Source organism: Streptomyces sp. NPDC021020, assembly GCF_044333285.1.
GTDB lineage: Bacteria > Actinomycetota > Actinomycetes > Streptomycetales > Streptomycetaceae > Actinacidiphila.
The window spans coordinates 66,591-92,378 of the sequence record NZ_JBIRQQ010000010.1 but is presented as its reverse complement, the minus strand read 5'-3'; the positions used below and the strand labels follow the sequence as shown (position 1 = coordinate 92,378).

Sequence of the window (25,788 nt, the reverse complement as noted above, 5' to 3'; positions counted from 1 at the left end):
CTACGGGGTTCCGGTCAGCTTCTGGGTGCCGATGACGGACAGCAGCGCGAGCTTCTCGGCGTCCTCGGTGCCCGGCTCCGCGGTGAAGACCATGATGCGCAGCTCGCTGCCCTCGACGCTGAGCAGGTCGCAGTCCAGCGTCATCAGGCCCAGCTCCGGGTGGTCGACGGTCTTGCGCGACCCGTCGTGCTCGCCCACCTCGCGCGACTCCCACAGCTCGGCGAAGCGCTCGCTGCCCGCCCGCAGCTCCGCGATCAGCCGCTTCAGCCGCTGGTCGGCGGGGAAGCGGCCGGCCGTCGTCCGCAGCGCGCCGACCTGCGCGGCCTCCAGCGTGGCCAGCGACCGGGCGCTGTGCACCACCCGGGGGTTTCCCTGGCCCAGGAAGTGCCGCCACACCGCGTTGCGCTCCTTGCCGTGGAATTCGCCCATCAGCGCGTTGTGCAGCGGGTTGGCGAGCAGCAGCGTCCAGGCCGCGTCCGACACCGCCACCGGTGTGCCCGCCAGCCGGTCCAGCAGCCGCTGCACACTCGCCGGGATGTACGCGGGCACCGTCCCGCGGCCCGGCGGCACCAGGCCCGCGGTGTGGAAGAGCTGGTCGCGCTCCGGCCCGGACAGCCGCAGCGCGCGCCCCAGCGCCTCGACGACCTGCTCCGAGGGGTTGGCCGAGCGGCCCTGCTCCAGCCGCGTGATGTAGTCGACGGAGATCCCGGCGAGCATCGCCAGCTCCTCGCGGCGCAGCCCCGCCGCGCGCCGGTGGCCGCCCGTCGCCAGCCCCGCCGACTCCGGGGACACACGGTCCCGCCAGCGCCGTAGGGTGTACCCGAATTCCGTGGTCGCCATGCCCCCACTGTCGCACCGCGCCCGGCCGTCCGTCCTGGTACTGCCGGTCCCAGGAAGCCGGGGGCGCTGGCAGGCGGCCGGCGCGCCGCCGCACCGTGGGGGCATGACAGCGACACTGATCACCGGAGCGAACAAGGGTCTCGGCTTCGAGACCGCCCGCCGGCTGGTGGCCGCGGGCCACACCGTCTACCTCGGCTCCCGGGACGCGGCGCGCGGCCGGGCCGCCGCCGCGGCCGTGGGCGCCACCGCCGTGCGGCTGGACGTCACCGACGATGCGTCGGTCGCGGCCGCGGCCGCGGAAATCGAGGCGGCCGGCGGCCTCGACGTGCTGGTCAACAACGCCGGCATCCAGCAGGAGATGGCCGCCGACGGCACCGTCACCGGCGCGGCCGGCCTCACCCCCGAGATGATGAGCGGGACCTTCGCGACGAACGTCTTCGGCCTCGTCCGCGTCACCCGCGCCTTCCTGCCGCTGCTGCTCCGCTCGGCCGCCCCCGTCGTCGTCAACGTCAGCAGCGGCCTGGCGTCGCTGACCCGGGTGAGCGAGCCGGGCAGCCACGCGTACGCCTACCCCGGCGTCGCCTACCCGGCGTCGAAGGCCGCGGTCAACATGCTCACCGTGCAGTACGCCAAGGCCTTCCCGCAGATACGGGTCAACGCCGTCGAGCCCGGCTACACCGCGACCGACCTCAACGGCAGGCACGGCGTGCAGACCGTCGAACAGGGCGCGGAGATCATCGTGCGGATGGCGCAGACCGGCCCCGACGGCCCCACCGGCGGCTTCTTCGACGCGGCGGGCCCGCTGCCCTGGTGACCCGCCCCGGCGGCGGGCTCACGCCCGGCCCGGGCCGACCAGCCGCTTGAGCACGTCCTCCATGGTGACCAGCCCCACCCCGCGCCCGTCGGCGTCCACGACCGCCGCGAGGTGGGCGCTGCCCGCGCGCATCGCCGTCAGCACGTCGTCCAGCGGGGTCGCCGCGCCGACCCGGGTGATGGGGCGCAGCGCCGAGCGCGGGAAGGCGGCGCCCCGCGGCTCGGCGTCCAGCGCGTCCTTGACGTGCAGGTAGCCGAGCACATGCCCGTCGCCGTCCGCGACCGGGAAGCGCGAGAAGCCGGAGCGGGCCGCCAGCGCCTCCAGCTCGTCCGGGGTGATGCCCAGCGACGCGCGCACGACCTGGTCGGCGGGCAGCACGATCTCCCCGACCGGCCTGCGCCCCAGTTCCAGCGCCTCGCGCAGCCGCCCGGTGGCCCGCTGGTCCAGCAGCCCCGCGGCGCCCGCGTCGGCGACCATCGCGGCCAGCTCGTCGTCCGAGAAGACCGCGGCCACCTCCGAGCGCGGCTCGACCCCCAGCAGCCGCAGCCCGGCGTTCGCCAGCGCGTTGATCCCGAAGATCACCGGCCGCAGCGCGCGCGTGAAGCCCACCAGCGGCGGCCCGAGCAGCAGGGCGGAGCGCACCGGGTCGGCCAGCGCGATGTTCTTCGGGACCATCTCGCCGAAGAGCATGTGCAGATACGTCGCGAGCGCCAGCGCCACCACGAAGGCGATCACATGGATCGCGCCCTCCGCCGCGCCGGCCGCGTGCAGCGCCGGCTCCAGCAGGTGCGCGATGGCCGGCTCGGCGACGATGCCCAGCACCAGGGTGCACGCCGTGATGCCGAGCTGGGCCGCGGCCAGCAGCGGCGCCAGGTGCTCCAGCCCCCACAGCACCCGCACCGCCCGCCGGTCGCCCTCCTCCGCGCCCGCGGCGACCTGGTCGCGGCGCACCGAGATCAGCGCGAACTCGGCGCCGACGAAGAAGGCGTTCACCACCAGGGTGAGCAGCCCCACGAGCAGCTGGACGACCGTCATCGGCGCGCTTCCTCCGGCCCGGCGGCGGGCGGGGACACCAGCCGCACCCGCGCGGCCCGGTGCCCGGAGGCGTCCTCGACCTCCACGAGCCAGCCGTCCAGCCGGACCTGGTCACCGCGCTCCGGGATGCGGCCGAGCCGTTCGGCGACCAGGCCGGCGAGCGTCTCGTACGGCCCGTCCGGCACCCGCAGCCCGATCCGCACCAGCTGGTCCTCGGTACGCGTCGCGCCGTCCGCCCGGTAGGTGCGCCGGCCGTCCTGTTCCTCGCGGACGAACAGCAGGTCGGGCTGCTGCAGCGGGTCGTGCTCGTCCTGCACCTCGCCGACCACCTCCTCCACGATGTCCTCCAGGGTGGCGACGCCCGCGGTGCCGCCGTACTCGTCGATGACCACCGCCATGGCGCGTGCCCCCGACAACCGGTCCAGCAGCCGGTCCACCGCGAGCGACTCCGGCACCAGCAGCGCGTCCCGCAGCAGGTCGGTGACGGGGGTGTGCGCGCGGCGGCCGGTGGGCACGGCCAGCACGTCCTTGATGTGCACGGTGCCGATCACCGCGTCGAGGCTCTCGCGGAAGATCGGGAAGCGGGACAGCCCGGTGGCCCGTGTGGCGTTGGCGACGTCCGCGGCGGTCGCCCGCGCCTCCAGCGCCGTCACCTGCACCCGCGGTGTCATCACGTTCTCCGCGGTGAGGTCCGCCAGGCCCAGCGTGCGGACGAACAGCTCGGCGGAGTCCGGCTCCAGCGCGCCCGCCTTCGCCGAGTGCCGGGCGAGCGCCTTGAGCTCCTGCGGCCCGCGGGCCGAGGCCAGCTCCTCCGCGGGCTCCAGGCCCATGCGGCGCAGGACCCGGTTGGCGGTGTTGTTCAGATGCCGGATCAGCGGGCCGAAGGCGGTGGTGAAGGCGCGCTGCGGGCCCGCGACCGCCTTGGCGACCGGCAGCGGCCGCGAGATCGCCCAGTTCTTCGGCACCAGCTCGCCGACCACCATCAGCACCACCGTCGACACCGCCGTGCCCAGCACCAGCGCCAGCGACGAGGCGGCGCCGCCGCCCAGCCCCGCCGCGCGCAGCGGGCCGCGCAGCAGCTCCGCGATCGAGCCGCGGGCCAGCATGCCGATGACCAGACCGGTGACGGTGATGCCGAGCTGCGCCCCCGACAGCTGCACGGTCAGCGACCGCACCCCGGCGAGCGCCGCCGCCGCGCCCCGCTCACCCTCCCGCGCGGCGCGTTCCACCTCGCCGCGCTCGACCGTGGTCAGCGAGAACTCCGCCGCGACGAAGACGCCGCAGGCGAGAGCGAGGAGCAGGGCCAGCAGCAGGAGCAGCGCTTCGGTCATCGGACACCTCGCCACCCATCGTCCGTCCCCGCCCCCGACCGCGCACCCGGCGTGCGCCGTACGGGCCGCGGGCGGTGCCGGGCCCGGGGGTCGTGGCACGGCCCACGCGCCCGGGGACGCCGGCTCGGGGCGGTCCTCGACGGCATCCTCGACGCCGCACAGCCCGTGTGCCCGGGAACGCCGGGCTCACACCCGGCGCAGCGGCTTCGTCCAGCGCCGCCACTGCGGCTCGGGTGCGTAGCCCGCGGCCCGCCAGGCGGGGTGGGCGCGCTCGTTGGCCTCCAGCACCATCGCGTCGCCGCGCCGCCCGCCCAGCGCCCGGAAGCGCTCCTCGGCCGCGTCCAGCAGCGCCCGCGCGACCCCCTGGCGGCGGGCACCGGGGTGCACCGCCAGCCGGTAGAGGTGGCAGCGCCACCCGTCGAAGCCGGCGATCACCGTGCCCACCAGCTCCCCGTCGCGCTCGGCGAGCAGCAGCGCGCCCGGGTCGGTGGCGACGAGCCGGGCGACCCCGGCCTCGTCGTCGCTGATGCTGGTGCCCTCGGCGGCCACCCGCCAGAAGGCCAGCACGCCGGTCGCGTCGGCGGGGACCGCGGTCCTGATCAGGGGATTGCTCATGCCCGGCATCCCACCACCGGCCCGGCGCGCCCGGCCCGCAATTCCGGGATCCGAGACGGCCCGCGCCCGGGGGCGGCAGCGCGGGCCCGCGACGGCCTTGCCGCTACTAGCGCCACGGCGCTAGCGTGGTGCCATGGCCAAGACCCAGTTGAACGTGCGGGTGGACGAAGCCACCGCGGAGACCGCGCGGGAACGCGCCTCGCAGCGCGGCATGAGCGTGAACCGCTACATCGAGGAACTGGTCCGGCGGGACGAGGGCGAGAGCGGCAGGGCGTTCGTCCAGGCCGCCGCGGACTTCATGAAGGAGTACGAGGCGGTCTTCGCGGAGGAGTTCGGCGGCAGGGACACGAACCCGCGTTGAGCCTGAACATCGACCTGGCCTGGCTGCTGATGGTCGCCGAGCACAACACGCCCGGCGACCCCCTGGTCACCGACTGGGGCGCGCTGGTCGCGGCGGTCGGCAGGCACAAGGCCGAGATATTCGGCGTGCCCGTCTACCCCGACGACCATGTCCGCGCCGCCTCCCTGCTCCAGTTGCTGCTGCACGTCCCCGCCCTCGAACGCTCCAACGCGCTCTTCGCCACCGCCGTCGCCTACGCCTACCTGGTGGCGGGCGGGCAGCCCGTGACCACCACCCCCGAGCAGGTACGCGACCTCGCCCGGCTGGTCAAGGACGGGTCGGTCGGCGTCGACCGCATCGCCGAGGAGCTGCGCGCCTGGACCGTCCCGGCCTGAGCCGCCCGGCCGTCCCCCGCTCCCGGCCGGGACCCGGCCTCACGACGCGAACGGCGGCGCCGCGTAGACCTGCGCGAAGGCCTCGCCGTCCCAGGTGCCGCCCAGCTGCGGTGCCAGCCACTCCGGCGCCGCGGCGCGGAAGGCCGCCGGGGACAGCGCCCCGGCCCCCTGCGGCAGCGCCCCGAGCAGCGGCGCGCCCGCGACCTCCGGGACATCCGCGACGTTGCAGCGCTCGGCGAGGTCCGGCTCCCCGCGCCAGCTCCCGAAGAGCACCCCGGCGCAGCTCAGACCCCGCTTGCCCAGCGCCTCCACGGTCAGCGCGGTGGCGTTGAGGGTGCCCAGGCCCGGCTGCGCCACCAGCAGCACCCGGGCGCGGATGAGCGCGGCGGCGTCGGCGAGCGTGGCGCCCTTCTCGTCGTAGCGGACCAGCAGCCCGCCCGCGCCCTCCACCAGCACCACGTCGTGGACGGCGGACAGCTTGGCCGCGGCCTCCGCGATGTCCTCGGGTCCCACCGCGGGGATCCCCGCGCGGGCCGCGGCGGTGGCCGGCGCCAGCGGTTCGGGGTAGCGGGCCAGCTCCACCGCGGTGACCGCGCCCGCGAGCCGGGCCACCTCCGCCGCGTCCCCCGGCTCGCCCTCGGCCACCCCGGTCTGGGCGGGCTTGAGCACCGCCACGCTCAGCCCCTGCGCCAGGGACGCGGCGGCCACCGCGGCGGTCGCCATCGTCTTGCCGACCTCGGTGTCCGTACCGGTGATGACCACGATGGCCATGGGTGTCGCTCCGTTCCTCGTCGTCCTGCGCCCGTTCCGCCCGCCCCCGGCGGCCCCGGATTCTCCCGCGGCTCGGGGCACCCTGCCCCGCCGCGCCCTTCCCATCCGGCTTCCGGCAGGTTTTCACCCGTCCGTCACCCGTTTGCCCGCGGGCCCCCGGCCGGGGCGTCATCCCGCCCGGGCCGCGTCCCGTACACCGGCGCAGATCCGCGCCAGGTCCTCGTCGCCGGTCACGTAGGGCGGCATCGTGTAGACGAGGTCCCGGAAGGGCCGCAGCCACACCCCGGCGCGCACCGCGGCGCGGGTCGCCGCTGCCATGTCCACCTCGTGGTCGAGCTGCACCACGCCGATCGCCCCGAGCACCCGTACGTCGCGCACGCCGGGCAGCTCCGCGGCCGCCGCCAGGCCCTCGCGCAGGCCCGCCCCGATCCGCTCGACCTGCCCCGCCCAGTCCTGCCCGAGCAGCAGGTCGAGGGAGGCGTTCGCGACCGCGGCGGCCAGCGGGTTGCCCATGAAGGTCGGCCCGTGGGCGAGCACCGGCACCTCGCCGCGGGAGATGCCCTCGGCGACCGCGGAGGTGCACAGCGCCGCCGCCATCGTCAGGTAGCCGCCCGTCAGCGCCTTGCCGACGCACATCACGTCGGGGCTGATCCCGGCGTGCTCGGCCGCGAAGAGCTTTCCGGTGCGGCCGAAGCCGGTGGCGATCTCGTCGAGGACGAGCAGCACCCCTTGTTCGTCGCACGCCTCCCGCAGCACCCGCAGGTAGCCGGGGGAGTGGAAGGTCATGCCGCCCGCGCCCTGCACGACCGGTTCCACGACCACCGCCGCCAGCTCGTGCGCGTGCCGCGCGACCAGGGCGCGCAGCCGCTCGCAGTACGCCGGGTCGGGCTCCGCGTCGAAGCCGGGCGGCGGCTGCTCGGCGAAGACCTGCTCGGGCAGCACCCCTGACCACAGGTGGTGCATGCCACCGTCGGGGTCGCACACCGACATCGGCTGCCAGGTGTCGCCGTGGTAGCCGCCGCGCCAGGTCAGCAGCCGGCGCTTCTCCGGCCGGCCGAGCGAGCGCCAGAACTGCAGGCACATCTTGACCGCGACCTCGACCGACACCGACCCGGAGTCGGCCAGGAAGACGTGCCGCAGCGGCTCGGGCGTGATCTCCACCAGCCGCGCCGCGAGCCGCACGGCGGGCTCGTGGGTCAGGCCGCCGAACATCACATGGCTCATCCGCCCGAGCTGGTCGCGTACGGCCGCGTCCAGCACGGGGTGCCGGTAGCCGTGGATCGCCGACCACCACGACGACATGCCGTCGACCAGCTCGTCACGCCCCTGCGCGGGCGCCGCGAGCCGCAGCCGCACCCCCTCGGCCGACGCCACGACCAGCGGCTCCTGGCGGCCGGGCATCGGCCCGTACGGATGCCAGACGTGCTCGCGGTCCAGGCCGAGGAGCACCTCGGGCGACAGCGGGGCCGGGGCCGCGAACAGGGCCGCGGGCTCAGGCATTGGGCGGCAGGTCCGTTCCCGCACCCCGGCGGCGCACCGCGACCAGGTCCGTCCGCGCACCCGGCACGGGCGGTGCGGCCTCCGCCCCGCCGTGCCCGTGCCCGTGCGCGTCGGCACAGGCGGTGTCGCCGCAGCCCCCGCAGCCGCGGTCGTGGGTGCCGCACAGCCCGGCGGCGCGGTGCGCGGGCAGCGTCGTGGTGTCCGCGCCCTCCACCTCGAAGCCGGCGTCCGCGATCATGTCCAGGTCGGCCTGGCCGGCCTGGCCCTCGCTCGTCAGGTAGTCGCCCAGGAAGATCGAGTTGGCCAGGTGCAGGGCCAGCGGCTGCATCGTGCGCAGGTGCACCTCGCGCCCGCCCGCCAGCCGCACCTCCACGTCGGGGCACACGAACCGGACCATCGCCAGGATCCGCAGGCAGCGCTGCGGGGTGAGATTCCACTCCTCGGCCAGCGGGGTGCCCTCGAAGGGGATCAGGAAGTTGACCGGCACCGAGTCCGGGTCCAGCTCGCGCAGCCCGAAGACCACGTCCACCAGGTCCGCGTCGCTCTCGCCCATCCCCGCGATGAGCCCCGAGCACGCCGACAGCCCGGCCGCCTGCGCCTGCTGCACGGTGTCGACCCGGTCGGCGTACGTGTGGGTCGTGGTGATGGTCCCGTACGTGCCCTCGGAGGTGTTGAGGTTGTGGTTGTACGCGTCCGCGCCGGCCGCCTTCAGCCGGTCGGCCTGGCCGCCCGTCAGCAGGCCCAGGCACGCGCAGACCTCGACGTCCTCGTGCTGCCCCTTGATGGCCGCGATCGTCTCCGAGACCCGGTCCACGTCGCGGTCGGTCGGCCCGCGCCCGCTCGCCACCAGGCACACCCGCTTGGCGCCGCCCGCCACCCCGGCGCCCGCCGCGGCCGCGGCCTCCTCGGGCTTGATCCAGGTGTACTTGAGGATGCCGGTCTGCGAGCCCAGCCGCTGCGAGCAGTACGAGCAGTCCTCGGGGCACAGCCCGGACTTGAGGTTGACCAGGTAGTTCAGCTTCACCCGGCGGCCGAACCACGTGCGGCGCACCCGGCCCGCGGCGGCCACCACGTCGAGCAGTTCGTCGTCGGACGTCGCCAGCACGGCGAGCGCCTCGTCCCGGGTGGGCAGCTCGCGGCGCAGCCCCTTGTCCACCAGTGCGGTCAGCAGATCCATGAGGGGATACTCGCCTACCCGGCGGCCCCGAGCCAAGGACGGACCGAACAAGAGCGGTGGCCGCCGGTGTGTGCATCACCACACCCTGTGCACGATTGCGGGCCAGTACGTTGCAGGGTGAGGCCCCCGCAGCGGGCGCCGCCCCGGCCGCACCCCGCCGACCGTTCCCGAACCGCACCCCGAAGGACCGCCGTGACCAGCACACCGCCCGCCGCCGGGCACCCCGGCCCCTTCGGCTGGATCGCCGAGCAGGCCACCGCACGCTCCGCCGCCGGGCTGCGCCGCGAACTGCGCCCACGGGCCGCGGAACCGGGCCTGCTCGACCTCGCGGGCAACGACTACCTCGGCCTCAGCCTGCACCCCGAGGTCACCGCGGCGGGCGCGCAGGCGTGCGTGACGTGGGGCGCCGGGGCGACCGGCTCCCGGCTGGTCACCGGCAGCACCGCGCTGCACGCCGAACTGGAGGCGGAGCTGGCCGACTTCACCGGGTTCGAGGCCGCGCTGGTGCTCGCCTCCGGCTACGCGGCCAACCTCGCGGCGGTCACCGCGCTCACCGGGCCGGGCGCCCTCATCGTCTCCGACGCGGCCAACCACGCCTCCCTCATCGACGGCTGCCGGCTGTCCCGGGCGGCCACCGAGGTCGTCCCGCACGCCGACCCCGCCGCCGTGCGCAAGGCGCTCGCCGCGCACGCCGGGCGGGCCGTCGTCGTCAGCGACACCGTCTTCTCGGTGGACGGCGACGCGGCGCCGCTGGGCGCGCTCGCCGCCGCGGCGCGTGCGCACGGGGCCGCGCTGCTGCTGGACGACGCGCACGGGCTCGGCGTCCTCGGGCCCGGCGGGCGCGGGGCCGCGCACGCGGCGGGCCTTGCGGGCGCGCCCGACGTGGTGTGCACCGCGACACTGTCCAAGGCGCTGGGGGCGCAGGGCGGAGTGGTGCTGGGCCCCGCCGCCGTCATCGACCACCTGGTCAACACCGCGCGGACGTTCATCTTCGACACCGGGCTGGCGCCGGCCGCGGCCGGCGCCGCCCTCGCCGCGCTGCGGCTGCTGCGGCGCGAGCCCGCGCGGGCGGGCCGCGCGCTGGGCGCGGCCCGCGACTTCCACCGCCGCCTCACCGCCGCGGGGCTGGATGCGACGGCGCCGGACGCGTGCGTCGTCTCGGTCCGGGCGCCCTCGCCCGCGGCGGCGGTGGAGTGGGCCGCCGCGTGCCGCGCCGCGGGGCTCGCGGTGGGCTGCTTCCGCCCGCCGTCCGTCCCCGACGGCGTCTCCCGACTGCGGGTGACGGCCAACGCGGCGCTGTCCCCGGCCGGGATCGCGGCGGCGGCCGCCACGATCGTCGCGACCGCGCCGGCCGGGGCGATCCGTACCTGACGGGACCTGCCCGCCTCCGGGGTCTAACCGGCCTTGAGCGCCTCCGCGTTGACGGCCGCCACGAACGAGGTCCACGCACCCGGTGCGAACAGCAGGGCCGGCCCGGCGGTGTCCTTGGAGTCGCGGACCGCGACAGGGCCGGAGGGCAGACGGGCCGTCTCGACGCAGTTGTTCGCCGCCGTGCTGTGGCTGCTGCGCCGCCAGGCGACGTCCAGCGCCAGGCTGGACGGAACGTGGGCGTGCGGCTCGCGGGCCGCCGGGATTCGCGCAGTCATGCTGTCGGTGCCTCCTTAGTGCGCCGCTGCAACCGCGAGAACTCCGCCCCGATTTCCGTGATCATCGCAGCCGATTCCGCACAGGGGAGCGCGCGATCACACAATCGGGCGAACGCGGCGGTGTAAGCGGCGATGTCTTCTTTCCGATCGACACAGAGACTACCGGTCAGATGGTCGAGAACAACCACATCCAGATCTGCAATGCGCGGAAAGGAGAAGATGACGAAAGACCCCGTCACCCCTATGTGCCCGCCCGCGGCAAATGGCAGCACCTGCAGGGAAACCTGCGGGAGTTCGGCCGCGCGTGCGAGCCACCGCAGCTGACCTGCCATCACCTCCGGCCCGCCGACACCGCGGCGCAGCACCGCCTCGTCGAGCACCGCGTTCAGCTCCAGCGGCGGGTTCTGCTCCAGCAGGACAGCCTGCCGTGCGATGCGCACCTCGGCCAGCGCGGCCACCTCGCGCGGGGCGAGCTGCGGCAGTACGTCGCGGGTGAGCGCACGGGCGTACCCGGGAGTCTGGAGCAGGCCCGGCACCACCGTGGTCTCCAGCGACCTGGCCCGGGTGGCGCCCGTCTCCAGGCTGATGAAGTCGCGGTATTCGACCGGCAGGACCTCGCGGAAGTCGTGCCACCAGCCGCGCTGGTGGCCGTGTCCGGCAAGGGTGTGCAGCAGGTCGCGAACATCGCGGTCACGTACGGAGTAGGCGTCGAGCAGCAGGTTGACGTCCTCGGCGCGGACGCTGCTGTGGCCGGTCTCGATACGGCTCACCTTCGACTGGTGCCACCCCACCCGCTGGGCCGCCTCGCCGCTGGTGAACCCCGCGAGATCGCGCAACCGGCGCAGTTCCGCGCCGAGTCGGCGCCGGCGTACGGCGGGCTCTCGTTCCATGTCCTCTCGCCCTCCTCGCTGCGACGCAATCCGGCGGCCGGTTGCGTTCTGTCCTCTTCTCCCCGATACGCCAGTCTGCCGACCATGTGCGTTCTCCCGCGGCAGAGTTCACCGATTTGAGCGACAGATATATGCAGACCGCTGTGCGGCGCCCGCATTGGCGGCACGATGAGTGCATTCTGGCGCGAACCCGGCGTATGCGAGGGCGGCCCAATTCCGGCCCCGCAGCCGGGGCGTTCGCATCGGAGCCAGGTCACGGCGGGAAAGGGAAGCGTCGCCATGGCAGATCTTCAGGAAGCGTCCGTCACCCTGCCGAGCGAACCCGCCTCGGTGACGGCGGCCAGGCGGTACGTCTGCGCGCTGCTCGCCGACTGGGGACTGCCCGCGGGCGCCCCGGCCGTCGACACCGTGCGCCTGATCGTGTCCGAACTGGCCACCAACGCGGTGCTGCACACCTCGGGCCTGTCGCCGACCTTCACCGTCGACGTACGCCTGGAGCGGTCCGAGCAGCTGCACATCGGTGTCACCGACAGCCACCCGCGCTGGCCGCGCCAGGCCGCGGTGTGCCCGCAGCAGCAGGACAACGGCCGCGGGCTGGTCATCATCCGCCATCTGACCGCCGAGTCCGGCGGCAGCCTGCGGGTCACCCCGACCGGCGACGGCGGCAAGACCGTCTGGATCGTGCTGCCCTGGGCCGTCCCGGTGGGCTGAGCGCGGGCCGCGCGGCGGTCAGACCCGCCCGTACCAGACGGTGCGCGTCCAGATGTGCTCCAGGCGCACCCGGGCGCCGGTCTTCGGGGCGTGCCAGATCTTGCCGCCGCCCGCGTAGATGCCGACGTGGTAGACGGAGGACGCGGACGGTCCGCTGTGGAAGAAGACCAGGTCGCCGACGTGCCGGCCGGACGCGGAGATGTGGCGGGTGTTGCGGTACTGGGCGGCGGCGGTGCGCGGCAGCCGCTTGCCGGCCTTGCTGAAGGAGTAGAGGGTCAGGCCCGAGCAGTCGAAGCGCGAGGGCCCGGTGGCGCCCCACTGGTAGAGGGAGCCCTCCTTGGACGCCGCCACCCCGAGGGCCCGGACGCCCGTGGTGGCCGCCTCGGCCTGCTGGACGGCGCCGGGCAGCAGGGACGGTACGGCGACTGCGGCGGCGGTGAGCACGGACGCGGCCCCGAGACGGGTCAGCCGTGCGGAAGCGGAAACTGCGACAGGCGCGGTCATGCGCAACCCTTCGTCGTCGGCCTGCGAAGGATGACCTGTCGGGTTCGGGCAGGCGAAGATGCCCGGCCGCGTGCTGCGGCTTCACCCCAAGGGGCGGCCCGGGAGTACCGGGTCCGGCCCCGTCGTGCGTGGGTCCTCCGCTCCCGCCGTTGCACTCGTGTCGACCTGGCATCCGCACGCCGGCGGGACTCGGCGTCCGTGCGGACCGCCCCGCCACGGCGGCGGGGGCTTGTCGTCACCACGGATCGTGACGCACACGGCACGCCGGTACCCGGCGGGAAACGCCCGGTGTGACCCTCGTCACGCTTGGTCCGACCGGGTGGCGGCGCTGCTCCCTTCCGGTGAGCGGCGCGCCCCGGCACACCGCTGTGACCTGCGCTGTCGACCCACCGCCCGGACCGGCCCGCGCAACCGGGGCGGTCGCCCGCCGGCCCCGCGCCGCTGGGCCGACGGGATGAGGGAGGGTTCGGCCGACAAGGGGAGGCCGCGCCGCAGCGTGACGGCGCGGGCGGCCGTCACGGCGCGGGCGGCTCCGGTGCGGGCGCCACCACCGCGAGCGAGGACCGGCGCTCGCCGTCCAGCACCCGCAGCGCCCGCCCCAGCGTGGCGTGGTGGAGCTGCGTCTCGCCGCGCAGGTGCATCACCGTCAGCGCCTCGCGCAGCGCAAGCGCCCGCCCGACGAGCGCCTGCGCGGCACGCAGCGCCCCGTACGTGTCGGTGCCGCGCGACGGGTTGACGCGGCCGAGCAGGTCGACGACCTCCAGGTAGCAGTCGATCAGCTCGCCCTCGGAGCGGGTGAGCGCCGGCAGCGGCGGCGGTTCCGGGCGCACCGGCCTCACCGCGCGCCGGTGGCCGGGCCGTTGGTCTTGCGGCTGTTGGTGAGCCGGTCCGCCAGGCCGTAGTCGACGGCGGACGCGGCGTCGAAGACCTTGTCGCGCTCGATGTCCGCCCGGATCCGCTCCGGCTCCTGCCCGGTGTGGCGCACCAGCAGCGCCTCCAGCTTGTCGCGGGTGCGCAGCAGTTCGTTGGCCTGGATCTCCAGGTCCGACACGTCGCCCTGCACCACGTCGCCCATCGACGGCTGGTGGATCAGGATCCGGGCGTACGGGGTGATCATCCGCTTGCCCGGCGCCCCGGCCGCCAGCAGCACCGCCGCGGCCGACGCCGCCTGCCCGATGCAGACGGTCGCGACGTCGCACGTCACGTACTGCATCGTGTCGTAGATCGCGGTCATCGCGGAGAAGGACCCGCCCGGCGAGTTGATGTAGAGGTGGATGTCCTGGTCGGGGCTCGCGCTCTCCAGATGGATCAGCTGGGCCATCACGTCGTTGGCCGACGTGTCGTCGACCGGGGTGCCCAGGAAGACGATCCGCTCCTGGAGCAGCTTGGAGTACGGGTCCGTGGTGCGGGTGCCGCTGCTGCTGCGCTCGGTGAACTCCGGGAGCACGTAGCGGGCGGTGGGTCGGATCATGCGGGCACCTCCGTGCGTACAAAATGTACAGGACGTACAGGTCGTTATGATGGGGAGCATGACCCATGACGTCCCGGTGACACAAGCGCGAGCCGAGCTGGCCGAGCTCATCAACCGCGTGGTCTACGGCGGTGAGCAGGTGGTGCTGACCCGGCACGGCAAGCCGCTGGTGGCCCTGGTCTCGGCCGCTGACCTGCAACGACTGCGCGATCTCGACGCCGCCGCGGACGAGCGGCCGATCGTCGCCGTCTCCACCGCGACCACGCCCCCTTCCGCCACGGGCGAACGCCGCAGGTTCGGCATCGTCGCCGAGCACCGCGGGCCCACCCCGGGCGACCGCCGCCCGTAACAGGGGTTAACGCGCCCGAAACGCCGCCGCCGTAACCTCGCGCCCCAGGCCCCGAACTGCCCGGAAACGGGCCGGAGATGGCGAGGTGCGGCGGTGCGGTTGACCCCTCACGAGCAGGAACGCCTGCTCATCCATGTCGCGGCAGACGTGGCCGAGCGGCGCCGCGCCCGCGGCCTGCGGCTCAACCACCCCGAGGCCGTCGCGCTGATCACCGCCCACATCCTGGAGGGCGCGCGGGACGGGCAGGGCGTCGCGGAGCTGATGCGCACCGGCCGCACCGTCCTGACCCGCGCGGACGTCATGGACGGAGTCCCCGAGATGATCCACGACGTGCAGGTCGAGGCCACCTTCCCGGACGGCACCAAGCTCGTCACCGTCCACGAGCCGATCGTCTGAGGGGGCGGCATGATCCCGGGGGAAATCGTGTACGGTGACGCGCCCGTAGAACTCAACGCCGGCCGCCCGGTCACCCGGCTCACGGTGCTCAACACCGCCGACCGGCCCGTCCAGGTCGGCTCCCACTACCACTTCGCCGAGGCCAACCCCGGCCTGGACTTCGACCGGGCCGCCGCCCACGGGCTGCGACTGGACGTCCCGGCCGGCACCGCTGTCCGCTTCGAGCCCGGCATCCCCGCCGAGGTCGCCCTGGTGCCGATCGCCGGCGCCCGGGTCGTCCCCGGGCTGCGCGGCCGGACCGCGGGAGCTCTCGATGGCTGAACTCGCCCGCCCCCGCTACGCCGACCTCTACGGCCCCACGACCGGCGACCGGATCCGGCTCGCCGACACCGACCTGCTGATCGAGGTCGAGCGCGACCTCGCAGGCGGCCCCGGACTCGCCGGCGACGAGGCAGTCTTCGGCGGCGGCAAGGTCATCCGCGAGTCCATGGGCCAGGCGCGTACCACCCGGGCCGAGGGCGCGCCGGACACCGTGGTCACCGGGGCCGTCGTGCTCGACCACTGGGGCGTGGTCAAGGCCGACGTGGGCCTGCGCGACGGCCGGATCACCGCGCTCGGCAAGGCCGGCAACCCCGACACCATGGACGGCGTCCACCCGGACCTGGTCATCGGCCCGGAGACCGAGATCATCGCGGGCAACGGCCGGATCCTCACCGCCGGGACGATCGACGCGCACGTCCACTTCATCTCGCCCACCCTGATACCCCAGGCCCTCTCCTCCGGCGTGACCACCGTCATCGGCGGCGGCACGGGACCTGCCGAGGGCAGCAAGGCCACCACCGTCACCCCCGGCGGCTGGCACCTGGCCCGGATGCTCGCCGCGCTGGAGGGCTTCCCGGTCAACGTCGGGCTGCTCGGCAAGGGCAACACCGTCAACCCGGACGCGCTGCACGCCCAGCTGCGGGCGGGCGCGCTCGGCTTCAAGATCCACGAGGACTGGGGCGCCACGCCCGCCGCGATCGACGCGTGCCTGCGGGTCTGCGAGCAGTCCGGGGCGCAGCTCGCCCTGCACACCGACACCCTGAACGAGGCCGGCTTCGTCGAGGACACCCTCGCCGCCATCGCGGGCCGCGGCGTGCACGCCTACCACACCGAGGGAGCGGGCGGAGGGCACGCGCCGGACATCATCACCGTCGTCGCGCACCCCAACGTGCTGCCGTCGTCCACCAACCCGACCCGGCCGCACACCGTCAACACCGTCGAGGAGCACCTCGACATGCTGATGGTCTGCCACCACCTCAACCCCGCCGTGCCCGAGGACCTCGCCTTCGCCGAGTCCCGCATCCGCCCGTCCACCATCGCCGCCGAGGACGTGCTGCACGACCTGGGCGCGATCAGCATCGTCAGCTCCGACTCGCAGGCCATGGGCCGCATCGGCGAGATCGCACTGCGCACCTGGCAGACCGCGCACGTCATGAAGCGCCGCCGCGGCGCCCTGCCCGGTGACGGCCCCGCCGACAACCACCGGGCCCGCCGCTACGTCGCCAAATACACCATCAACCCCGCCGTGGCGCAGGGCCTGGACCACGAGATCGGCTCGGTCGAGCCCGGCAAGCTCGCCGACCTGGTGCTGTGGGACCCGGCCTTCTTCGGCGTCAAACCGGACCTGGTGCTCAAGGGCGGGCAGATCGCCTACGCCCAGATGGGCGACGCCAACGCCTCCATCCCGACCCCGCAGCCCGTGCTGCCGAGGCCGATGTTCGGCGCCACGGGGTCGGCGCCCGCCGCCAACTCCTTCACCTTCGTCACCCAGTCCGCGCTCGACGACGGCCTGCCCGAACGGCTCGGCCTCGCCAAGCCCTTCGCCGCCGCCCGCGGCACCAGGGCCGTCACCAAGGCCGACATGCGCGGCAACGACGCGCTGCCGGACGTGCGCGTCGACCCCGACACCTTCACGGTCACGATCGACGGCGAGCCGGTGGAGCCCGCGCCCGCCGCCGAACTGCCCATGGCCCAGCGCTACTTCCTCTTCTGAGCATGACGCCGGCCGACCCCTTGCCCGCCGACCCCGCGCCCGCCGGTACGGGAGCCCTCGCCGCCCTGCTGCTGCTCTGCGACGGCCGCTTCCCGGCCGGCGGCCACGCCCACTCCGGCGGCGCCGAGGCAGCCGTCGCCGACGGGCGGATCCGCGACACGGCCACCCTCGCGGACTACTGCCGCGGGCGGCTGCACACCACAGGACTGGTCGCCGCCGCACTGGCCGCGGCGGCGGCCGCAGGACTCGACCCGCTCGGCCTCGACGACGCGGCCGACGCCCGCACGCCCTCGCTCGCGCTGCGCACCGCCTCCCGGAAACTGGGCCGCCAGCTCACCCGGGCCGCCCGCGCCACCTGGCCCTCCAGCGCGCTGGAGGAGCTGGCCGCGGCCCGCCCGCGCGGCGCCCACCAGCCCGTCGTGCTGGGCCTGGTCGCGCGGGCCGCGGGGCTGGACCCCGCCGACGCCGCCCGCGCCGCGGCGTACGAGGCCGTGACCGGCCCGTCCGGCGCCGCCGTCCGGCTGCTCGGACTCGACCCCTTCCACGCCGCCGGCGTCCTCGCCGGGCTCGCCCCGCAGGTCGACGCCGTCGCCGACGCCGCCGCCCGCGCCGCGGACCTCGCCCGCGACCACGGCCCGACCGCCCTGCCCGCCGCCTCCGCGCCGCTGCCGGACATCGCCGCCGAGCAGCACGCGGCATGGCCGGTGCGGCTCTTCGCCTCCTGACCCCCGGAGCCCCTCATGCACCGTGACCACCCCGAGGTCTTCCCCCAGCGGCACTCCCACTCCGCCGAGGCGCTGCGCCCCGACGGCCGCCGCCGGGCCCTGCGGATCGGGCTCGGCGGCCCGGTCGGCTCCGGCAAGACCGCCACCGTGGCGGCGCTGTGCCGGGTGCTGCGCGACCGCTTCGCCATCGGCGTCGTCACCAACGACATCTACACCCGCGAGGACGCCGACTTCCTGCTGCGCAACGCCGTGCTGCCGCCCGAGCGGATCGTCGGTGTCGAGACCGGTGCCTGCCCGCACACCGCGATCCGCGACGACATCTCGGCCAACCTGGAAGCCGTCGAGGACCTGGAGGAGGCGGTCGGGCCGCTGGACCTGGTGCTCGTCGAATCCGGCGGCGACAACCTCACCGCGACCTTCTCCCGGGGCCTGGCCGACGCGCAGATCTTCGTGATCGACACCGCGGGCGGCGACGACATCCCGCGCAAGGGCGGCCCCGGCGTCACCACCGCCGACCTGCTGGTCGTCAACAAGACCGACCTCGCCCCGCACGTCGGCGCCGACCTGGAGCGGATGGCCCGCGACGCCGCCGCCCAGCGCGGCCCGCTGCCGGTCGTCTTCACCTCCGTCGCCCGCGGCGACGGCATCGACCCGGTCGCCGCCTGGGTCGGCGAGCGCCTCGCGGCCTGGACCGCGTGACCGCGACCGCCGCCCGCGGCGCGGACACCCGCCCCCCGGGCGCCGTCAGCGCCACCGCGCGGATCCGCGCCGTCGGCGACGGGCGGGGCGGCACCTCGCTGCCGCTGCTCGCCGGGGCCGGGCCGCTGGCGCCGCGCCGCACCCGCGCCGAGCGGGAGGGCTGGGCGCGGGTCACCGTCGTGGGGGCCATGAGCGCGCCGCTCGGCGGCGACCGCCTGCGGATCGAGGCCGAGGCGGCCGCCGGCGCCCGGCTGGTCGTCGACGCGTCCGCGGCGACCGTGTCGCTGCCCGGCCGCGACGGGCGGCCCGCGCAGTACGACGTACGCCTCACGGTCGGCGCGGACGCCGAACTGCACTGGCTGCCCGAGCCGGTGATCGCCGCGCGCGGCAGCGACCTGCGGATGACGACCCGGGTGACGCTCGCCCCCGGCGCCCGGCTCGTACTGCGCGAGGAGCTGGTGCTCGGCCGGCACGCGGAGGCGCCCGGCAGGCTCGGCACCCGCCTCACCGTCATCTACGGCGGCCGCCCGCTGCTCGACCAGGCCCTCGACGTCGGCCCCGGTGCGCCGCCGGGCTGGGACGGGCCCGCCGTCCTCGGCCCGTACCGCACGCTCGGCCAACTGCTCGTCGTGCCCGCGCCCGACCCGCCGCCCGGCCCCGCACTGCCGCCGCTGACCTCGCTCACCGAGCTGGCCGGCCCCGGCGTGCTGCTGACCTCCGCGGGCCCCCGCGCCGCCTTCACCGTCGTGGCCGACACGCTGACGCGCGCCGCGACCCGCTGAAGGTGCCCGGCCCGCAGTCGTGGTGACGTACCGTCACCCGACCGGACCGCACCCTGCCGGGCAGAAATCACGCTTTGATGAAGAATCACTCGCCCGGCCTGTTCACAGCCGCCCCACAGGGGAAAGGATTCGCTTCTGATCACAGTGATCACCGTGGCCACAAGCCACGGAGGAGAGGGGGAGTTTCGACGTGAGACGCACCATCGTGCTCGTCTCCACCGGCGCCCTGATCGCCGGAGTCGTCGCCGCGGCCCCGGCCGCGACCGCGGGGTCCGCCCACCACGGACAGCCGTCCTCGGTGACCGTGCCGGAGGCTGCGGGTGTGGCCGTCGCCGCCGCGAACGCCTGGCGCACCGGGATCAGCTGGGCGGACTGCCCGGCCGACTGGGGCCTCGCCACCCCGGTGCAGTGCGGCTGGGTCACCGTGCCTGTCGACTACCGCAAGCCGTTCGGCGCCACCGTCAAGCTCGCGGTCGACCGCGCCGTCGCCACCGGCACCAAGGCCGAGCACCAGGGCTCGCTGATCTACAACCCGGGCGGCCCCGGCGGCTCCGGCCTGCGCTTCCCGGTGCGGGTCACCACCAGCGCCGCGCTGTGGACCAAGACGGCCAAGGCGTACGACTTCGTCGGCTTCGACCCGCGCGGTGTCGGCCACTCGGCGCCGATCTCCTGCGAGGACCCGGCGGACTACGCCCAGGCGCCCAAGGCCGACCCGGTGCCCGACAGCGACGCCGACAAGCAGGCCCAGCGCAAGCTGGCCGCCGAGTACGCGGCAGGCTGCCTGGAGCGGACCGGCGCCGCGATGCTCTCCCAGATGACCACCCCGAACACCGCCCGCGACCTGGACGTCATCCGGGCCGCGCTGCACGAGAGCAAGCTCAACTACCTCGGGGTGTCCTACGGCACCTACCTCGGCTCGGTCTACGCGACGCTCTTCCCGACGCACGTGCGCCGCATGATCATCGACAGTGTGGTCAACCCGTCGCGCGACCAGATCTGGTACCAGAACAACCTGGACCAGGACATCGCCTTCGAGGGCCGGTGGAACGACTGGGAGACCTGGGTCGCGAAGTACGACTCCGTCTACCACCTGGGCAGCACCGTCGCCCAGGTCGAGGCGAAGTGGGAGGCGCTGCGCGCGGCCGCCAAGGCACACCCGATCGGCGGTGTCGTCGGCCCCAACGAGCTGCTGGGCTTCTTCCAGAACGCGCCGTACTACGACTCCACGTGGGCGACCGTGGCCGGTGTGTGGAGCGCGTACGAGGGCGGTGACACCCAGGCGATGCTGGACGCGGCGGCCCCCGACCCGTCCGACACCGCGGGCAACACCACCGGCGAGAACGGCAACGCCGTCTACACCGCGGTCGAGTGCACCGACGCCAAATGGCCGACCAGCTGGCACACGTGGGACCGGGACAACACCGCGCTCAACGCGCAGTACCCGTTCCTGACCTGGTCCAACGCCTGGATGAACCTGCCGTGCGCCACCTGGCCGGTCAAGCAGCAGACCCCGGTCGACGTACGCGGGCACCGCGGGCTGCCCGGCGTGCTGATCGTCCAGAGCACCAGGGACGCCGCCACCCCGTACACCGGCGCGCTGGAGACGCACCGCCGGCTCACCGGATCGCGGCTGATCACCGAGCAGGGCGCCGGCTCGCACGGCGTGACCAACCTCGTCAACCCGTGCATCAACTCCCGGGTCGACGACTACCTGCTGCACGGCACGCTGGACCGGCAGGACGTGGTGTGCGGACCGCACGCCACGCCCGTGCCGTAACCGGCGCACCCCGTACGGCCGTTCACCGGGCCGCCGGCCGCACCCCGCCCACGGGCGGGTGCGGGCGGCGGCCCGCGGCGTGTACGGGCCGGCGCGGGCCGGTCAGAGCGCGATGGCCTCGGTACGGGGCGCGGCGATCCGCACGTAGTCCTTCGCCGAGAGCGCGAGCGAGCGGTCGAGGCGGGCGGCGTTGAAGTAGAGCGTGTCGTGCTCCAGCAGCCCCGGGTCGACGACCAGCTCCAGCTTCTCGTCGAAGGAGAAGGGCAGCACGGTGCCGCTCACGCTGCCCGCCAGCCGCTCGGCGATGTCGCGGGAGGCGAAGGAGACATAGGTGCCGGACAGCAGCGCCTTGACCGCGCCGAGGTCCACCCGCTTGTCGCCGGGCACCACCGCGAGCACGTAGCGCGTGGTCTTCTTGCCGACCTTGACCATCACCACGATGCACTTCGCCGCCTGCGCGAGGGTGTTCCCGCGCAGCTCGCTGACCAGCTCGGTCGCGCCCTGCGGTGCGTGCTCGACGATCCGGTAGTCGGCGCCCTGCGCGTCGAGCAGCGCGATGAGCCGGTGGTAGGTGGCGTGGTCGTCCGGCTGCGCCGCAGCCAGCGGGGCTTCTGCGGCTTCGGGGGTTTCCTGGGTGTCGCTCATGACCGCCTGGGGTTCGCTCGGTGTCGGGGATGACGGGGGATCAGACCGGCGCGGCGCCGAAGACGGCGGCGAAGGCCGCGCGGGTGGGGGAGTCCGGGCGGCGGTCGAGGACGGCGAAGACCGCCTCGTCGACCGCCCGCGCGAAGCGCCCGCCCGGCCGCAGCAGGACGGCGAAGGCCTCCGCCACCCGCGCCGGGTCGTTGCCGAAGACGCCGCAGCCCCACGCGCCGAGCACCAGCCGGCGGTAGCCCTGGGCGACCGCCACCTCCAGCACCCGCTCGGCGCGCGTGTCGAGCGCCGGGCCTATCTCGTCCCTGCGCTCCGGCAGGGTACGTGCGACGACCCCGGCGTTGGGCGCGGGCGAGGTGAGGAAGCCGACCGCCCACGGCTCGTCCAGCAGCGCCCCGCGCGCGTCGCGGAAGACCGGCACCGCGGGGGAGTGGATGACGCGGTGCGAGTAGAACGGGTCGCGGTGCGCCCGGTGGTGGGCGTAGTAGCCGGGCGCGCGCAGCAGGCAGCTGTAGAGCGCAGAGGCCCGGCACAGCGCCTCCTCCTGCGCCTGCGCCCCGTTGACGTAGCCGCCGCCCGGATTGCGGGCGGAGGCGAAGTTCAGTACGGCCACGGGCCCGCCGCCCGCGGCGACCAGCCGCTGCGCGGCCACCAGGCTGTCCTCGCCGGTGACCGTGCAGCGCGCGCCGGGCCCGGACGCCGCCTCGGGGACGGGGACCGGGTCCGGGCCGAACATCCGGGTGCCGTCCGCGGCCGCCTCGACACCGCCGAGGCCGACCCACTGCCCGCCGGGGCCGGGGTAGCCGCCCTCCTCGACGAACCGCTGGTTCTCCATCGCGATGTTCCGCAGTCGTGCGCTCACGGAGTCAGACCCTACGGGGGCGGGGCACCGCCGCGCGAACCGGTATTCGCGGCGGGCTGACGGCCCGTCGGCCCGGCGGCCCGTCAGCCCGCGGGGCCGCAGGCCTCCGCGGTCAGGAGCCCGAACCGCGGCGCAGCCGGGAGCCGGAGCCCTTCTGCGCCTGCGCCTCCGCCTTGACCTCGCCCGCGTAGCGGTCGACGTACTCCTGCCCGGACAGCTCCATGATCGCGTACATGATCTCGTCGGTGACCGCCCGCACCACGTGCCGCTCGCCCTCCATGCCGTAGAAGCGGCTGAAGTCCAGCGGCTCGCCGAAGCGGATGGTGACCCGGCCCAGGCGCGGCAGCTTGCGGCCGGGCGGCTGGAGCTCGAAGGTCCCGATCATGGCGCACGGCACGACGGCCGCGCGGGCGCGCAGCGCCATCACCGCGACGCCGGTCCGGCCGCGGTAGAGCCGCCCGTCGTGCGAGCGGGTGCCCTCGGGGTAGATACCGAGCAGCTCGCCGTGGCGCAGCACGCCGAGCCCCGCGTCGATCGCGGACTGCGAGGCGCCGCCGCCGGAGCGGTCCACCGGGATCTGGCCCACCCCGCGGAAGAAGGCCGCCGTCAGCCGGCCCTTGAGGCCCGGCCCGGTGAAGTATTCGGCCTTGGCCAGGAAGGTGATCCGGCGCGGCAGGATCGCGGGCATCACGAAGTGGTCGGAGAAGGAGAGGTGGTTGCCGGCGATGACGGCGGCGCCGGTCTCCGGGATGTTCTGCGCGCCCTCGATACGGGGCCGGAAGAACATCCGCAGCAAGGGCCCGAGTATGACGTACCTGAGCACCCGGTAGAACACGGGCAGCCTCCCCCTCGACGGCGGTCCGGGCGCTCCCGGCCCGCACGGCCGGTCCACCCGGCGCCCCGGCAGAGTAGTGCCCGCGCGCCCGTACCGACCAGCGCGGCGGCCGCCGCCCGCCACCCGCGCCGCACGGCCCGTACCGGCCCCGGTGCCGCCGTGCGCACGCCCCCCGGCAAGGGCCCCCGCACGCACCGCGGCCCGGCTCCCCCGTGGGGCCGGGCCGTACGCCATGGGGCCGCGGCCCCGGGGGCCTCAGTGCGCCGCCCGGCGCGGCATCAGGAAGGCCACCGCAGCCGCGGCGGCGAGTGCGCAGGACGCGACCAGCATCACCGTCTCCAGCGCCCCGCCCATGCCGTGCTGCCCGGCGCGGGAGAAGAAGACCGTGCCCAGCACCGCCACGCCCACCGAGCCGGACAGCTGCTGCACCGCGTTGAGGACCCCGGACGCCGACCCGGCCTCCTCGTCCGACACCCCGGCGAGCGCGATGTCGAAGAACGGCGCCATCACCATGCCCAGCCCGATCCCGCTGCCCAGCAGCGCCGGGGCGAGCTGCCAGCCGCCCGGCGTGCCCGCCGCGTGGACCGTGAGCGCGACCGACGCCACCCCGGCCGCGGCGACCAGCAGCCCGCCCTGGAGCGCGGCCCGCCCGTACTTCCGCCCCAGCCACGCCCCCGACAGCGTCGCCCCCACCGCGGCGCCCAGCGCCCAGGGAATCATCGACAGCCCGGCCTTCTGCGCGCTGAAACCGAGCCCGTACTGGAGGTACAGCGGCACCACGAGCATCAGCCCGGTCATCGCGGCGAAGAAGACCAGCCCGACGGCGAGGGACCCGGTGAAGCCGCGGTGCCGGAAGAGGCCGGGCTCGATGAGCGGCGAGCCGCCGCGCCGCCGGACCCAGCCCTGGTGGCGGGCGAAGAGCGCGTAGACCGGCAGCGAACCGGCCATCAGAAGGTACGACCACAGCGGCCAGCCCAGGTCGCGGCCCTGCACCAGCGGGTAGACCAGCATCAGCACCGCGGTGCTCAGCAGCGCGACGCCCGGCAGGTCGAGCCGCGGCGAGTGCGGCGCCCTGCTCTCGGGCAGCACCCGCAGGGCGAGGGCGAAGGCGGCGAGCGCGAGCGGCAGGTTGATCAGGAAGACCGCGCGCCAGCCGGTGCCGAGCACGTCCGCGTCGGTGAGGTAGCCGCCGAGCACCGGTCCGGCGACCGCGCCGAGGCCCATGACCGGCCCGAAGACGCCGAACGCCACCCCGATTTCCTCGGGCGGGAAGAGCTCCCGGACCAGCCCGAGGCCCTGCGGGACCATCATCGCGGCGAAGCCGCCCTGCGCCGCCCGCATCCCGATCAGCATCCCCGCCGAGCCGGAGCACGCGCACAGCAGCGAGCACAGCCCGAAGCCCGCGACACCGATCAGGAACATCCGGCGGCGCCCCACGATGTCGCCGAGCCGTGCGCCGGTGATCATCAGCACCGCGAAGGCCAGCGTGTAGGCGGCGGCGATCCACTGGATCTGCGTGGAACTGCCGCCGAAGTCGGCCTGGATGGCGGGGGAGGCGACGCCGACGATCGTCGCGTCCAGCAGGTCCATCACCTCGACGGCGAGTACGACGGCGAGGCCGAGCCAGCGCATCCGGGTGCCCCCGCGGGGGGCGGGGGCGCGGTCACGTACGCCGCCGGCACGGGCCGGCTGGTCCGTGGCGGGTGTGGTCATGGCGGGTCCTTCGCTTTCGCTGCGGGCGGGCGCCGGCCTTCGGGGCGCCACGCGAACGGCGTTCGTGTGATGACGAACACCGTTCTAGTGGCGAACGCTGTTCGTCGTCAAGAACATTGTTCGTATCTCGCGAACGGCGTTCGTTTCGGTTACCGTGGACCCCAGTACCCCGCAGGAGGAGCCCGTGCCGCAGCCCACCGAGCCGACCGGTGCCCCCGCCCTGCCCTGGGAGCGCCCGCGCAGGTCCGCCCCGCGGCGCACCTTCTCCCGCGAGGCGGTCGTGACCGCGGCGCTGCACGTGATCGACACCGAGGGCGTCGAGGCGATGACCATGCGCCGGGTCGCCCAGGAGCTGGGCACGGGTCCGGCGTCGCTCTACGCGCACGTGTCGGGCCGCGAGGAGATGATCGTCCTGGTCCTGGACCGGGTACTGGCCGACGTCACCTGCCCGGAGCCGGACCCGCAGCGGTGGCGCGAGCAGATCAAGGACGTGGCGCGGGACGGCCGCCGCGCTCTCGTCGCGCACGGCGACCTGGCCCGGCTGCTGCCGGAGATCGGCGTGCCCACCGGTGAGAGCATCACCGTCCACAGCGAGGGGATGCTCGCCATCCTGGCCGCCGCGGGCCTGCCGAAGCAGGTGTGCGCGTACGCGGTGGACGCGCTGAGCATGTACGTCACCGGTATCGCCGCCGAGGAGGCGTCCCGGGCGTACCGGGCGCGCAGCGGAGGCCCCGGCCCGGACACCGCCGCGCGGGTGGAGGACTACATCGCCGCCCTGCCGCCCGACCGCTTCCCGATGCTCACCGGCATGGTCGCGGAGCTGGCCCGCGACGTCGGCGACGAGCGCTTCGAATTCGGCCTGGATCTGATGGTCACCGGCCTGGCCGCCCACCTCCCGGCGTCCTGAGCGCGGCCCCCGGC

The 25,788-nt window shown here is 75.0% G+C and carries 30 protein-coding genes and 1 riboswitch; of the genes, 14 read left to right on the top strand and 16 right to left on the bottom strand.

Annotated elements, in window-relative coordinates; genetic code table 11:
* Positions 1-840 carry a helix-turn-helix transcriptional regulator gene (locus tag ACH4SL_RS28300; RefSeq protein ID WP_398450542.1) on the bottom strand — a complete coding sequence of 280 codons (840 nt, stop codon included), beginning with the start codon at positions 838-840 and terminating at the stop codon, positions 1-3.
* Positions 841-943: 103 nt separating this feature from the next.
* Here ACH4SL_RS28300 and ACH4SL_RS28295 point away from each other — a divergent pair, with 103 nt between their 5' ends.
* Positions 944-1,654: an SDR family NAD(P)-dependent oxidoreductase gene (locus tag ACH4SL_RS28295; protein ID WP_398450540.1), complete on the top strand. Its 711-nt coding sequence runs from the start codon at positions 944-946 to the stop codon at positions 1,652-1,654.
* Positions 1,655-1,672: 18 nt separating this feature from the next.
* Here the strand turns inward: ACH4SL_RS28295 and ACH4SL_RS28290 are convergent, their stop codons facing one another.
* From ACH4SL_RS28290 to ACH4SL_RS28280, 3 genes are all read right to left on the bottom strand, one after another.
* The gene (locus tag ACH4SL_RS28290) at positions 1,673-2,689 is read right to left on the bottom strand and encodes a hemolysin family protein (RefSeq protein ID WP_398450538.1); all 1,017 of its coding nucleotides are present in this window, start codon (positions 2,687-2,689) and stop codon (positions 1,673-1,675) included.
* Positions 2,686-4,020 (bottom strand): hemolysin family protein, encoded by a 1,335-nt coding sequence (locus ACH4SL_RS28285; RefSeq protein WP_398450536.1) that lies wholly within the window; start codon positions 4,018-4,020, stop codon positions 2,686-2,688. The genes ACH4SL_RS28290 and ACH4SL_RS28285 overlap by 4 nt, the downstream gene beginning before the upstream one ends.
* Before the next feature lie 186 nt (positions 4,021-4,206).
* A complete protein-coding gene (locus ACH4SL_RS28280; RefSeq protein WP_398450534.1) occupies positions 4,207-4,635 on the bottom strand; it encodes a GNAT family N-acetyltransferase in 429 nt (142 codons plus the stop codon).
* 133 nt (positions 4,636-4,768) lie between these two features.
* On the opposite strand from ACH4SL_RS28280, the gene ACH4SL_RS28275 reads away from it, so the two are divergent.
* Together ACH4SL_RS28275 and ACH4SL_RS28270 are read left to right on the top strand one after the other, a co-directional pair.
* Positions 4,769-4,996 carry an antitoxin gene (locus tag ACH4SL_RS28275; RefSeq protein WP_398450532.1) on the top strand — a complete coding sequence of 76 codons (228 nt, stop codon included), beginning with the start codon at positions 4,769-4,771 and terminating at the stop codon, positions 4,994-4,996.
* Positions 4,993-5,370 carry a fic family toxin-antitoxin system, toxin component gene (locus ACH4SL_RS28270; protein ID WP_398450530.1) on the top strand — a complete coding sequence of 126 codons (378 nt, stop codon included), beginning with the start codon at positions 4,993-4,995 and terminating at the stop codon, positions 5,368-5,370. The genes ACH4SL_RS28275 and ACH4SL_RS28270 overlap by 4 nt, the downstream gene beginning before the upstream one ends.
* Positions 5,371-5,409: 39 nt before the next feature.
* Here the strand turns inward: ACH4SL_RS28270 and bioD are convergent, their stop codons facing one another.
* From bioD to bioB, 3 genes are all read right to left on the bottom strand, one after another.
* Complete coding sequence (bioD, locus tag ACH4SL_RS28265; protein WP_398450528.1) at positions 5,410-6,141, bottom strand: dethiobiotin synthase; 732 nt, start codon at positions 6,139-6,141, stop codon at positions 5,410-5,412.
* A gap of 168 nt (positions 6,142-6,309) precedes the next feature.
* On the bottom strand, positions 6,310-7,641 hold the full coding sequence (locus ACH4SL_RS28260; RefSeq protein WP_398450526.1) for an adenosylmethionine--8-amino-7-oxononanoate transaminase: 1,332 nt from the start codon (positions 7,639-7,641) through the stop codon (positions 6,310-6,312).
* Positions 7,634-8,818, bottom strand: a complete 1,185-nt coding sequence (gene bioB, locus ACH4SL_RS28255) for a biotin synthase BioB (protein ID WP_398450524.1) — start codon at positions 8,816-8,818, stop codon at positions 7,634-7,636. The genes ACH4SL_RS28260 and bioB overlap by 8 nt, the downstream gene beginning before the upstream one ends.
* Before the next feature lie 192 nt (positions 8,819-9,010).
* Here bioB and ACH4SL_RS28250 point away from each other — a divergent pair, with 192 nt between their 5' ends.
* Entirely contained in the window at positions 9,011-10,189 is a 1,179-nt protein-coding gene (locus tag ACH4SL_RS28250; protein ID WP_398450522.1) for an aminotransferase class I/II-fold pyridoxal phosphate-dependent enzyme, read from the top strand.
* Between the two features lie 23 nt (positions 10,190-10,212).
* Here the strand turns inward: ACH4SL_RS28250 and ACH4SL_RS28245 are convergent, their stop codons facing one another.
* Positions 10,213-10,464, bottom strand: coding sequence for a DUF397 domain-containing protein (locus ACH4SL_RS28245; RefSeq protein WP_398450520.1), 252 nt, complete (start codon positions 10,462-10,464; stop codon positions 10,213-10,215).
* Positions 10,461-11,354: a helix-turn-helix domain-containing protein gene (locus tag ACH4SL_RS28240; RefSeq protein WP_398450518.1), complete on the bottom strand. Its 894-nt coding sequence runs from the start codon at positions 11,352-11,354 to the stop codon at positions 10,461-10,463. The genes ACH4SL_RS28245 and ACH4SL_RS28240 overlap by 4 nt, the downstream gene beginning before the upstream one ends.
* A gap of 279 nt (positions 11,355-11,633) precedes the next feature.
* Between ACH4SL_RS28240 and ACH4SL_RS28235 the strand changes: the two genes are divergently transcribed.
* Positions 11,634-12,065: an ATP-binding protein gene (locus ACH4SL_RS28235; protein WP_398450516.1), complete on the top strand. Its 432-nt coding sequence runs from the start codon at positions 11,634-11,636 to the stop codon at positions 12,063-12,065.
* 18 nt (positions 12,066-12,083) lie between these two features.
* Here the strand turns inward: ACH4SL_RS28235 and ACH4SL_RS28230 are convergent, their stop codons facing one another.
* From ACH4SL_RS28230 to ACH4SL_RS28220, 3 genes are all read right to left on the bottom strand, one after another.
* Positions 12,084-12,569 carry a C40 family peptidase gene (locus ACH4SL_RS28230; RefSeq protein ID WP_398450514.1) on the bottom strand — a complete coding sequence of 162 codons (486 nt, stop codon included), beginning with the start codon at positions 12,567-12,569 and terminating at the stop codon, positions 12,084-12,086.
* Between the two features lie 3 nt (positions 12,570-12,572).
* Positions 12,573-12,745: riboswitch (cyclic di-AMP (ydaO/yuaA leader) on the bottom strand.
* Between the two features lie 339 nt (positions 12,746-13,084).
* Positions 13,085-13,399 carry a hypothetical protein gene (locus ACH4SL_RS28225; RefSeq protein WP_398450512.1) on the bottom strand — a complete coding sequence of 105 codons (315 nt, stop codon included), beginning with the start codon at positions 13,397-13,399 and terminating at the stop codon, positions 13,085-13,087.
* Between the two features lie 5 nt (positions 13,400-13,404).
* Positions 13,405-14,040, bottom strand: coding sequence for an ATP-dependent Clp protease proteolytic subunit (locus tag ACH4SL_RS28220; RefSeq protein ID WP_398450510.1), 636 nt, complete (start codon positions 14,038-14,040; stop codon positions 13,405-13,407).
* A gap of 58 nt (positions 14,041-14,098) precedes the next feature.
* Between ACH4SL_RS28220 and ACH4SL_RS28215 the strand changes: the two genes are divergently transcribed.
* From ACH4SL_RS28215 to ACH4SL_RS28180, 8 genes are all read left to right on the top strand, one after another.
* Positions 14,099-14,389: a type II toxin-antitoxin system Phd/YefM family antitoxin gene (locus ACH4SL_RS28215; RefSeq protein ID WP_398450508.1), complete on the top strand. Its 291-nt coding sequence runs from the start codon at positions 14,099-14,101 to the stop codon at positions 14,387-14,389.
* A 93-nt stretch (positions 14,390-14,482) separates the two neighbouring features.
* Positions 14,483-14,785: an urease subunit gamma gene (locus ACH4SL_RS28210; protein ID WP_398450506.1), complete on the top strand. Its 303-nt coding sequence runs from the start codon at positions 14,483-14,485 to the stop codon at positions 14,783-14,785.
* 9 nt (positions 14,786-14,794) lie between these two features.
* Positions 14,795-15,106, top strand: a complete 312-nt coding sequence (locus ACH4SL_RS28205; protein ID WP_398450504.1) for an urease subunit beta — start codon at positions 14,795-14,797, stop codon at positions 15,104-15,106.
* A complete protein-coding gene (locus ACH4SL_RS28200) occupies positions 15,099-16,820 on the top strand; it encodes an urease subunit alpha (protein ID WP_398450502.1) in 1,722 nt (573 codons plus the stop codon). Before ACH4SL_RS28205 ends, ACH4SL_RS28200 begins: the two co-directional genes overlap by 8 nt.
* 2 nt (positions 16,821-16,822) lie before the next feature.
* Positions 16,823-17,545, top strand: coding sequence for an urease accessory protein UreF (locus tag ACH4SL_RS28195; protein WP_398450500.1), 723 nt, complete (start codon positions 16,823-16,825; stop codon positions 17,543-17,545).
* A 15-nt stretch (positions 17,546-17,560) separates the two neighbouring features.
* On the top strand, positions 17,561-18,244 hold the full coding sequence (gene ureG, locus ACH4SL_RS28190; protein ID WP_398450497.1) for an urease accessory protein UreG: 684 nt from the start codon (positions 17,561-17,563) through the stop codon (positions 18,242-18,244).
* A complete protein-coding gene (locus ACH4SL_RS28185; RefSeq protein WP_398450495.1) occupies positions 18,241-19,026 on the top strand; it encodes an urease accessory protein UreD in 786 nt (261 codons plus the stop codon). The genes ureG and ACH4SL_RS28185 overlap by 4 nt, the downstream gene beginning before the upstream one ends.
* A gap of 190 nt (positions 19,027-19,216) precedes the next feature.
* Positions 19,217-20,803: an alpha/beta hydrolase gene (locus tag ACH4SL_RS28180; RefSeq protein WP_398450493.1), complete on the top strand. Its 1,587-nt coding sequence runs from the start codon at positions 19,217-19,219 to the stop codon at positions 20,801-20,803.
* Positions 20,804-20,905: 102 nt separating this feature from the next.
* Here the strand turns inward: ACH4SL_RS28180 and ACH4SL_RS28175 are convergent, their stop codons facing one another.
* From ACH4SL_RS28175 to ACH4SL_RS28160, 4 genes are all read right to left on the bottom strand, one after another.
* Positions 20,906-21,448, bottom strand: coding sequence for a YbaK/EbsC family protein (locus tag ACH4SL_RS28175; protein ID WP_398450490.1), 543 nt, complete (start codon positions 21,446-21,448; stop codon positions 20,906-20,908).
* A 40-nt stretch (positions 21,449-21,488) separates the two neighbouring features.
* The gene (locus ACH4SL_RS28170; protein WP_398450488.1) at positions 21,489-22,319 is read right to left on the bottom strand and encodes a TIGR02452 family protein; all 831 of its coding nucleotides are present in this window, start codon (positions 22,317-22,319) and stop codon (positions 21,489-21,491) included.
* A 112-nt stretch (positions 22,320-22,431) separates the two neighbouring features.
* The gene (locus ACH4SL_RS28165; protein ID WP_398450486.1) at positions 22,432-23,154 is read right to left on the bottom strand and encodes a lysophospholipid acyltransferase family protein; all 723 of its coding nucleotides are present in this window, start codon (positions 23,152-23,154) and stop codon (positions 22,432-22,434) included.
* Positions 23,155-23,409: 255 nt separating this feature from the next.
* Positions 23,410-24,867 carry an MFS transporter gene (locus ACH4SL_RS28160; protein WP_398450484.1) on the bottom strand — a complete coding sequence of 486 codons (1,458 nt, stop codon included), beginning with the start codon at positions 24,865-24,867 and terminating at the stop codon, positions 23,410-23,412.
* A 184-nt stretch (positions 24,868-25,051) separates the two neighbouring features.
* On the opposite strand from ACH4SL_RS28160, the gene ACH4SL_RS28155 reads away from it, so the two are divergent.
* A complete protein-coding gene (locus ACH4SL_RS28155) occupies positions 25,052-25,774 on the top strand; it encodes a TetR/AcrR family transcriptional regulator (protein WP_398450482.1) in 723 nt (240 codons plus the stop codon).
* Positions 25,775-25,788: the final 14 nt, after the last annotated feature.

Bases quoted from the DNA above. Each gene is read 5' to 3' on its own strand.
- ACH4SL_RS28295 (WP_398450540.1), top strand. From the start codon at position 944: ATGACAGCGACACTGATCACCGGAGCGAACAAGGGTCTCGGCTTCGAG.
- ACH4SL_RS28280 (WP_398450534.1), bottom strand. From the start codon at position 4,635: ATGAGCAATCCCCTGATCAGGACCGCGGTCCCCGCCGACGCGACCGGC.
- ACH4SL_RS28175 (WP_398450490.1), bottom strand. From the start codon at position 21,448: ATGAGCGACACCCAGGAAACCCCCGAAGCCGCAGAAGCCCCGCTGGCT.
- ACH4SL_RS28285 (WP_398450536.1), bottom strand. From the start codon at position 4,020: ATGACCGAAGCGCTGCTCCTGCTGCTGGCCCTGCTCCTCGCTCTCGCC.
- ACH4SL_RS28205 (WP_398450504.1), top strand. From the start codon at position 14,795: ATGATCCCGGGGGAAATCGTGTACGGTGACGCGCCCGTAGAACTCAAC.
- ACH4SL_RS28290 (WP_398450538.1), bottom strand. From the start codon at position 2,689: ATGACGGTCGTCCAGCTGCTCGTGGGGCTGCTCACCCTGGTGGTGAAC.
- ACH4SL_RS28230 (WP_398450514.1), bottom strand. From the start codon at position 12,569: ATGACCGCGCCTGTCGCAGTTTCCGCTTCCGCACGGCTGACCCGTCTC.
- ACH4SL_RS28240 (WP_398450518.1), bottom strand. From the start codon at position 11,354: ATGGAACGAGAGCCCGCCGTACGCCGGCGCCGACTCGGCGCGGAACTG.
- ACH4SL_RS28235 (WP_398450516.1), top strand. From the start codon at position 11,634: ATGGCAGATCTTCAGGAAGCGTCCGTCACCCTGCCGAGCGAACCCGCC.
- bioB (WP_398450524.1), bottom strand. From the start codon at position 8,818: ATGGATCTGCTGACCGCACTGGTGGACAAGGGGCTGCGCCGCGAGCTG.
- ACH4SL_RS28300 (WP_398450542.1), bottom strand. From the start codon at position 840: ATGGCGACCACGGAATTCGGGTACACCCTACGGCGCTGGCGGGACCGT.
- ACH4SL_RS28195 (WP_398450500.1), top strand. From the start codon at position 16,823: ATGACGCCGGCCGACCCCTTGCCCGCCGACCCCGCGCCCGCCGGTACG.
- ACH4SL_RS28215 (WP_398450508.1), top strand. From the start codon at position 14,099: ATGACCCATGACGTCCCGGTGACACAAGCGCGAGCCGAGCTGGCCGAG.
- ACH4SL_RS28260 (WP_398450526.1), bottom strand. From the start codon at position 7,641: ATGCCTGAGCCCGCGGCCCTGTTCGCGGCCCCGGCCCCGCTGTCGCCC.
- ACH4SL_RS28160 (WP_398450484.1), bottom strand. From the start codon at position 24,867: ATGACCACACCCGCCACGGACCAGCCGGCCCGTGCCGGCGGCGTACGT.
- ACH4SL_RS28245 (WP_398450520.1), bottom strand. From the start codon at position 10,464: ATGACTGCGCGAATCCCGGCGGCCCGCGAGCCGCACGCCCACGTTCCG.
- ureG (WP_398450497.1), top strand. From the start codon at position 17,561: ATGCACCGTGACCACCCCGAGGTCTTCCCCCAGCGGCACTCCCACTCC.
- ACH4SL_RS28275 (WP_398450532.1), top strand. From the start codon at position 4,769: ATGGCCAAGACCCAGTTGAACGTGCGGGTGGACGAAGCCACCGCGGAG.
- ACH4SL_RS28220 (WP_398450510.1), bottom strand. From the start codon at position 14,040: ATGATCCGACCCACCGCCCGCTACGTGCTCCCGGAGTTCACCGAGCGC.
- bioD (WP_398450528.1), bottom strand. From the start codon at position 6,141: ATGGCCATCGTGGTCATCACCGGTACGGACACCGAGGTCGGCAAGACG.
- ACH4SL_RS28200 (WP_398450502.1), top strand. From the start codon at position 15,099: ATGGCTGAACTCGCCCGCCCCCGCTACGCCGACCTCTACGGCCCCACG.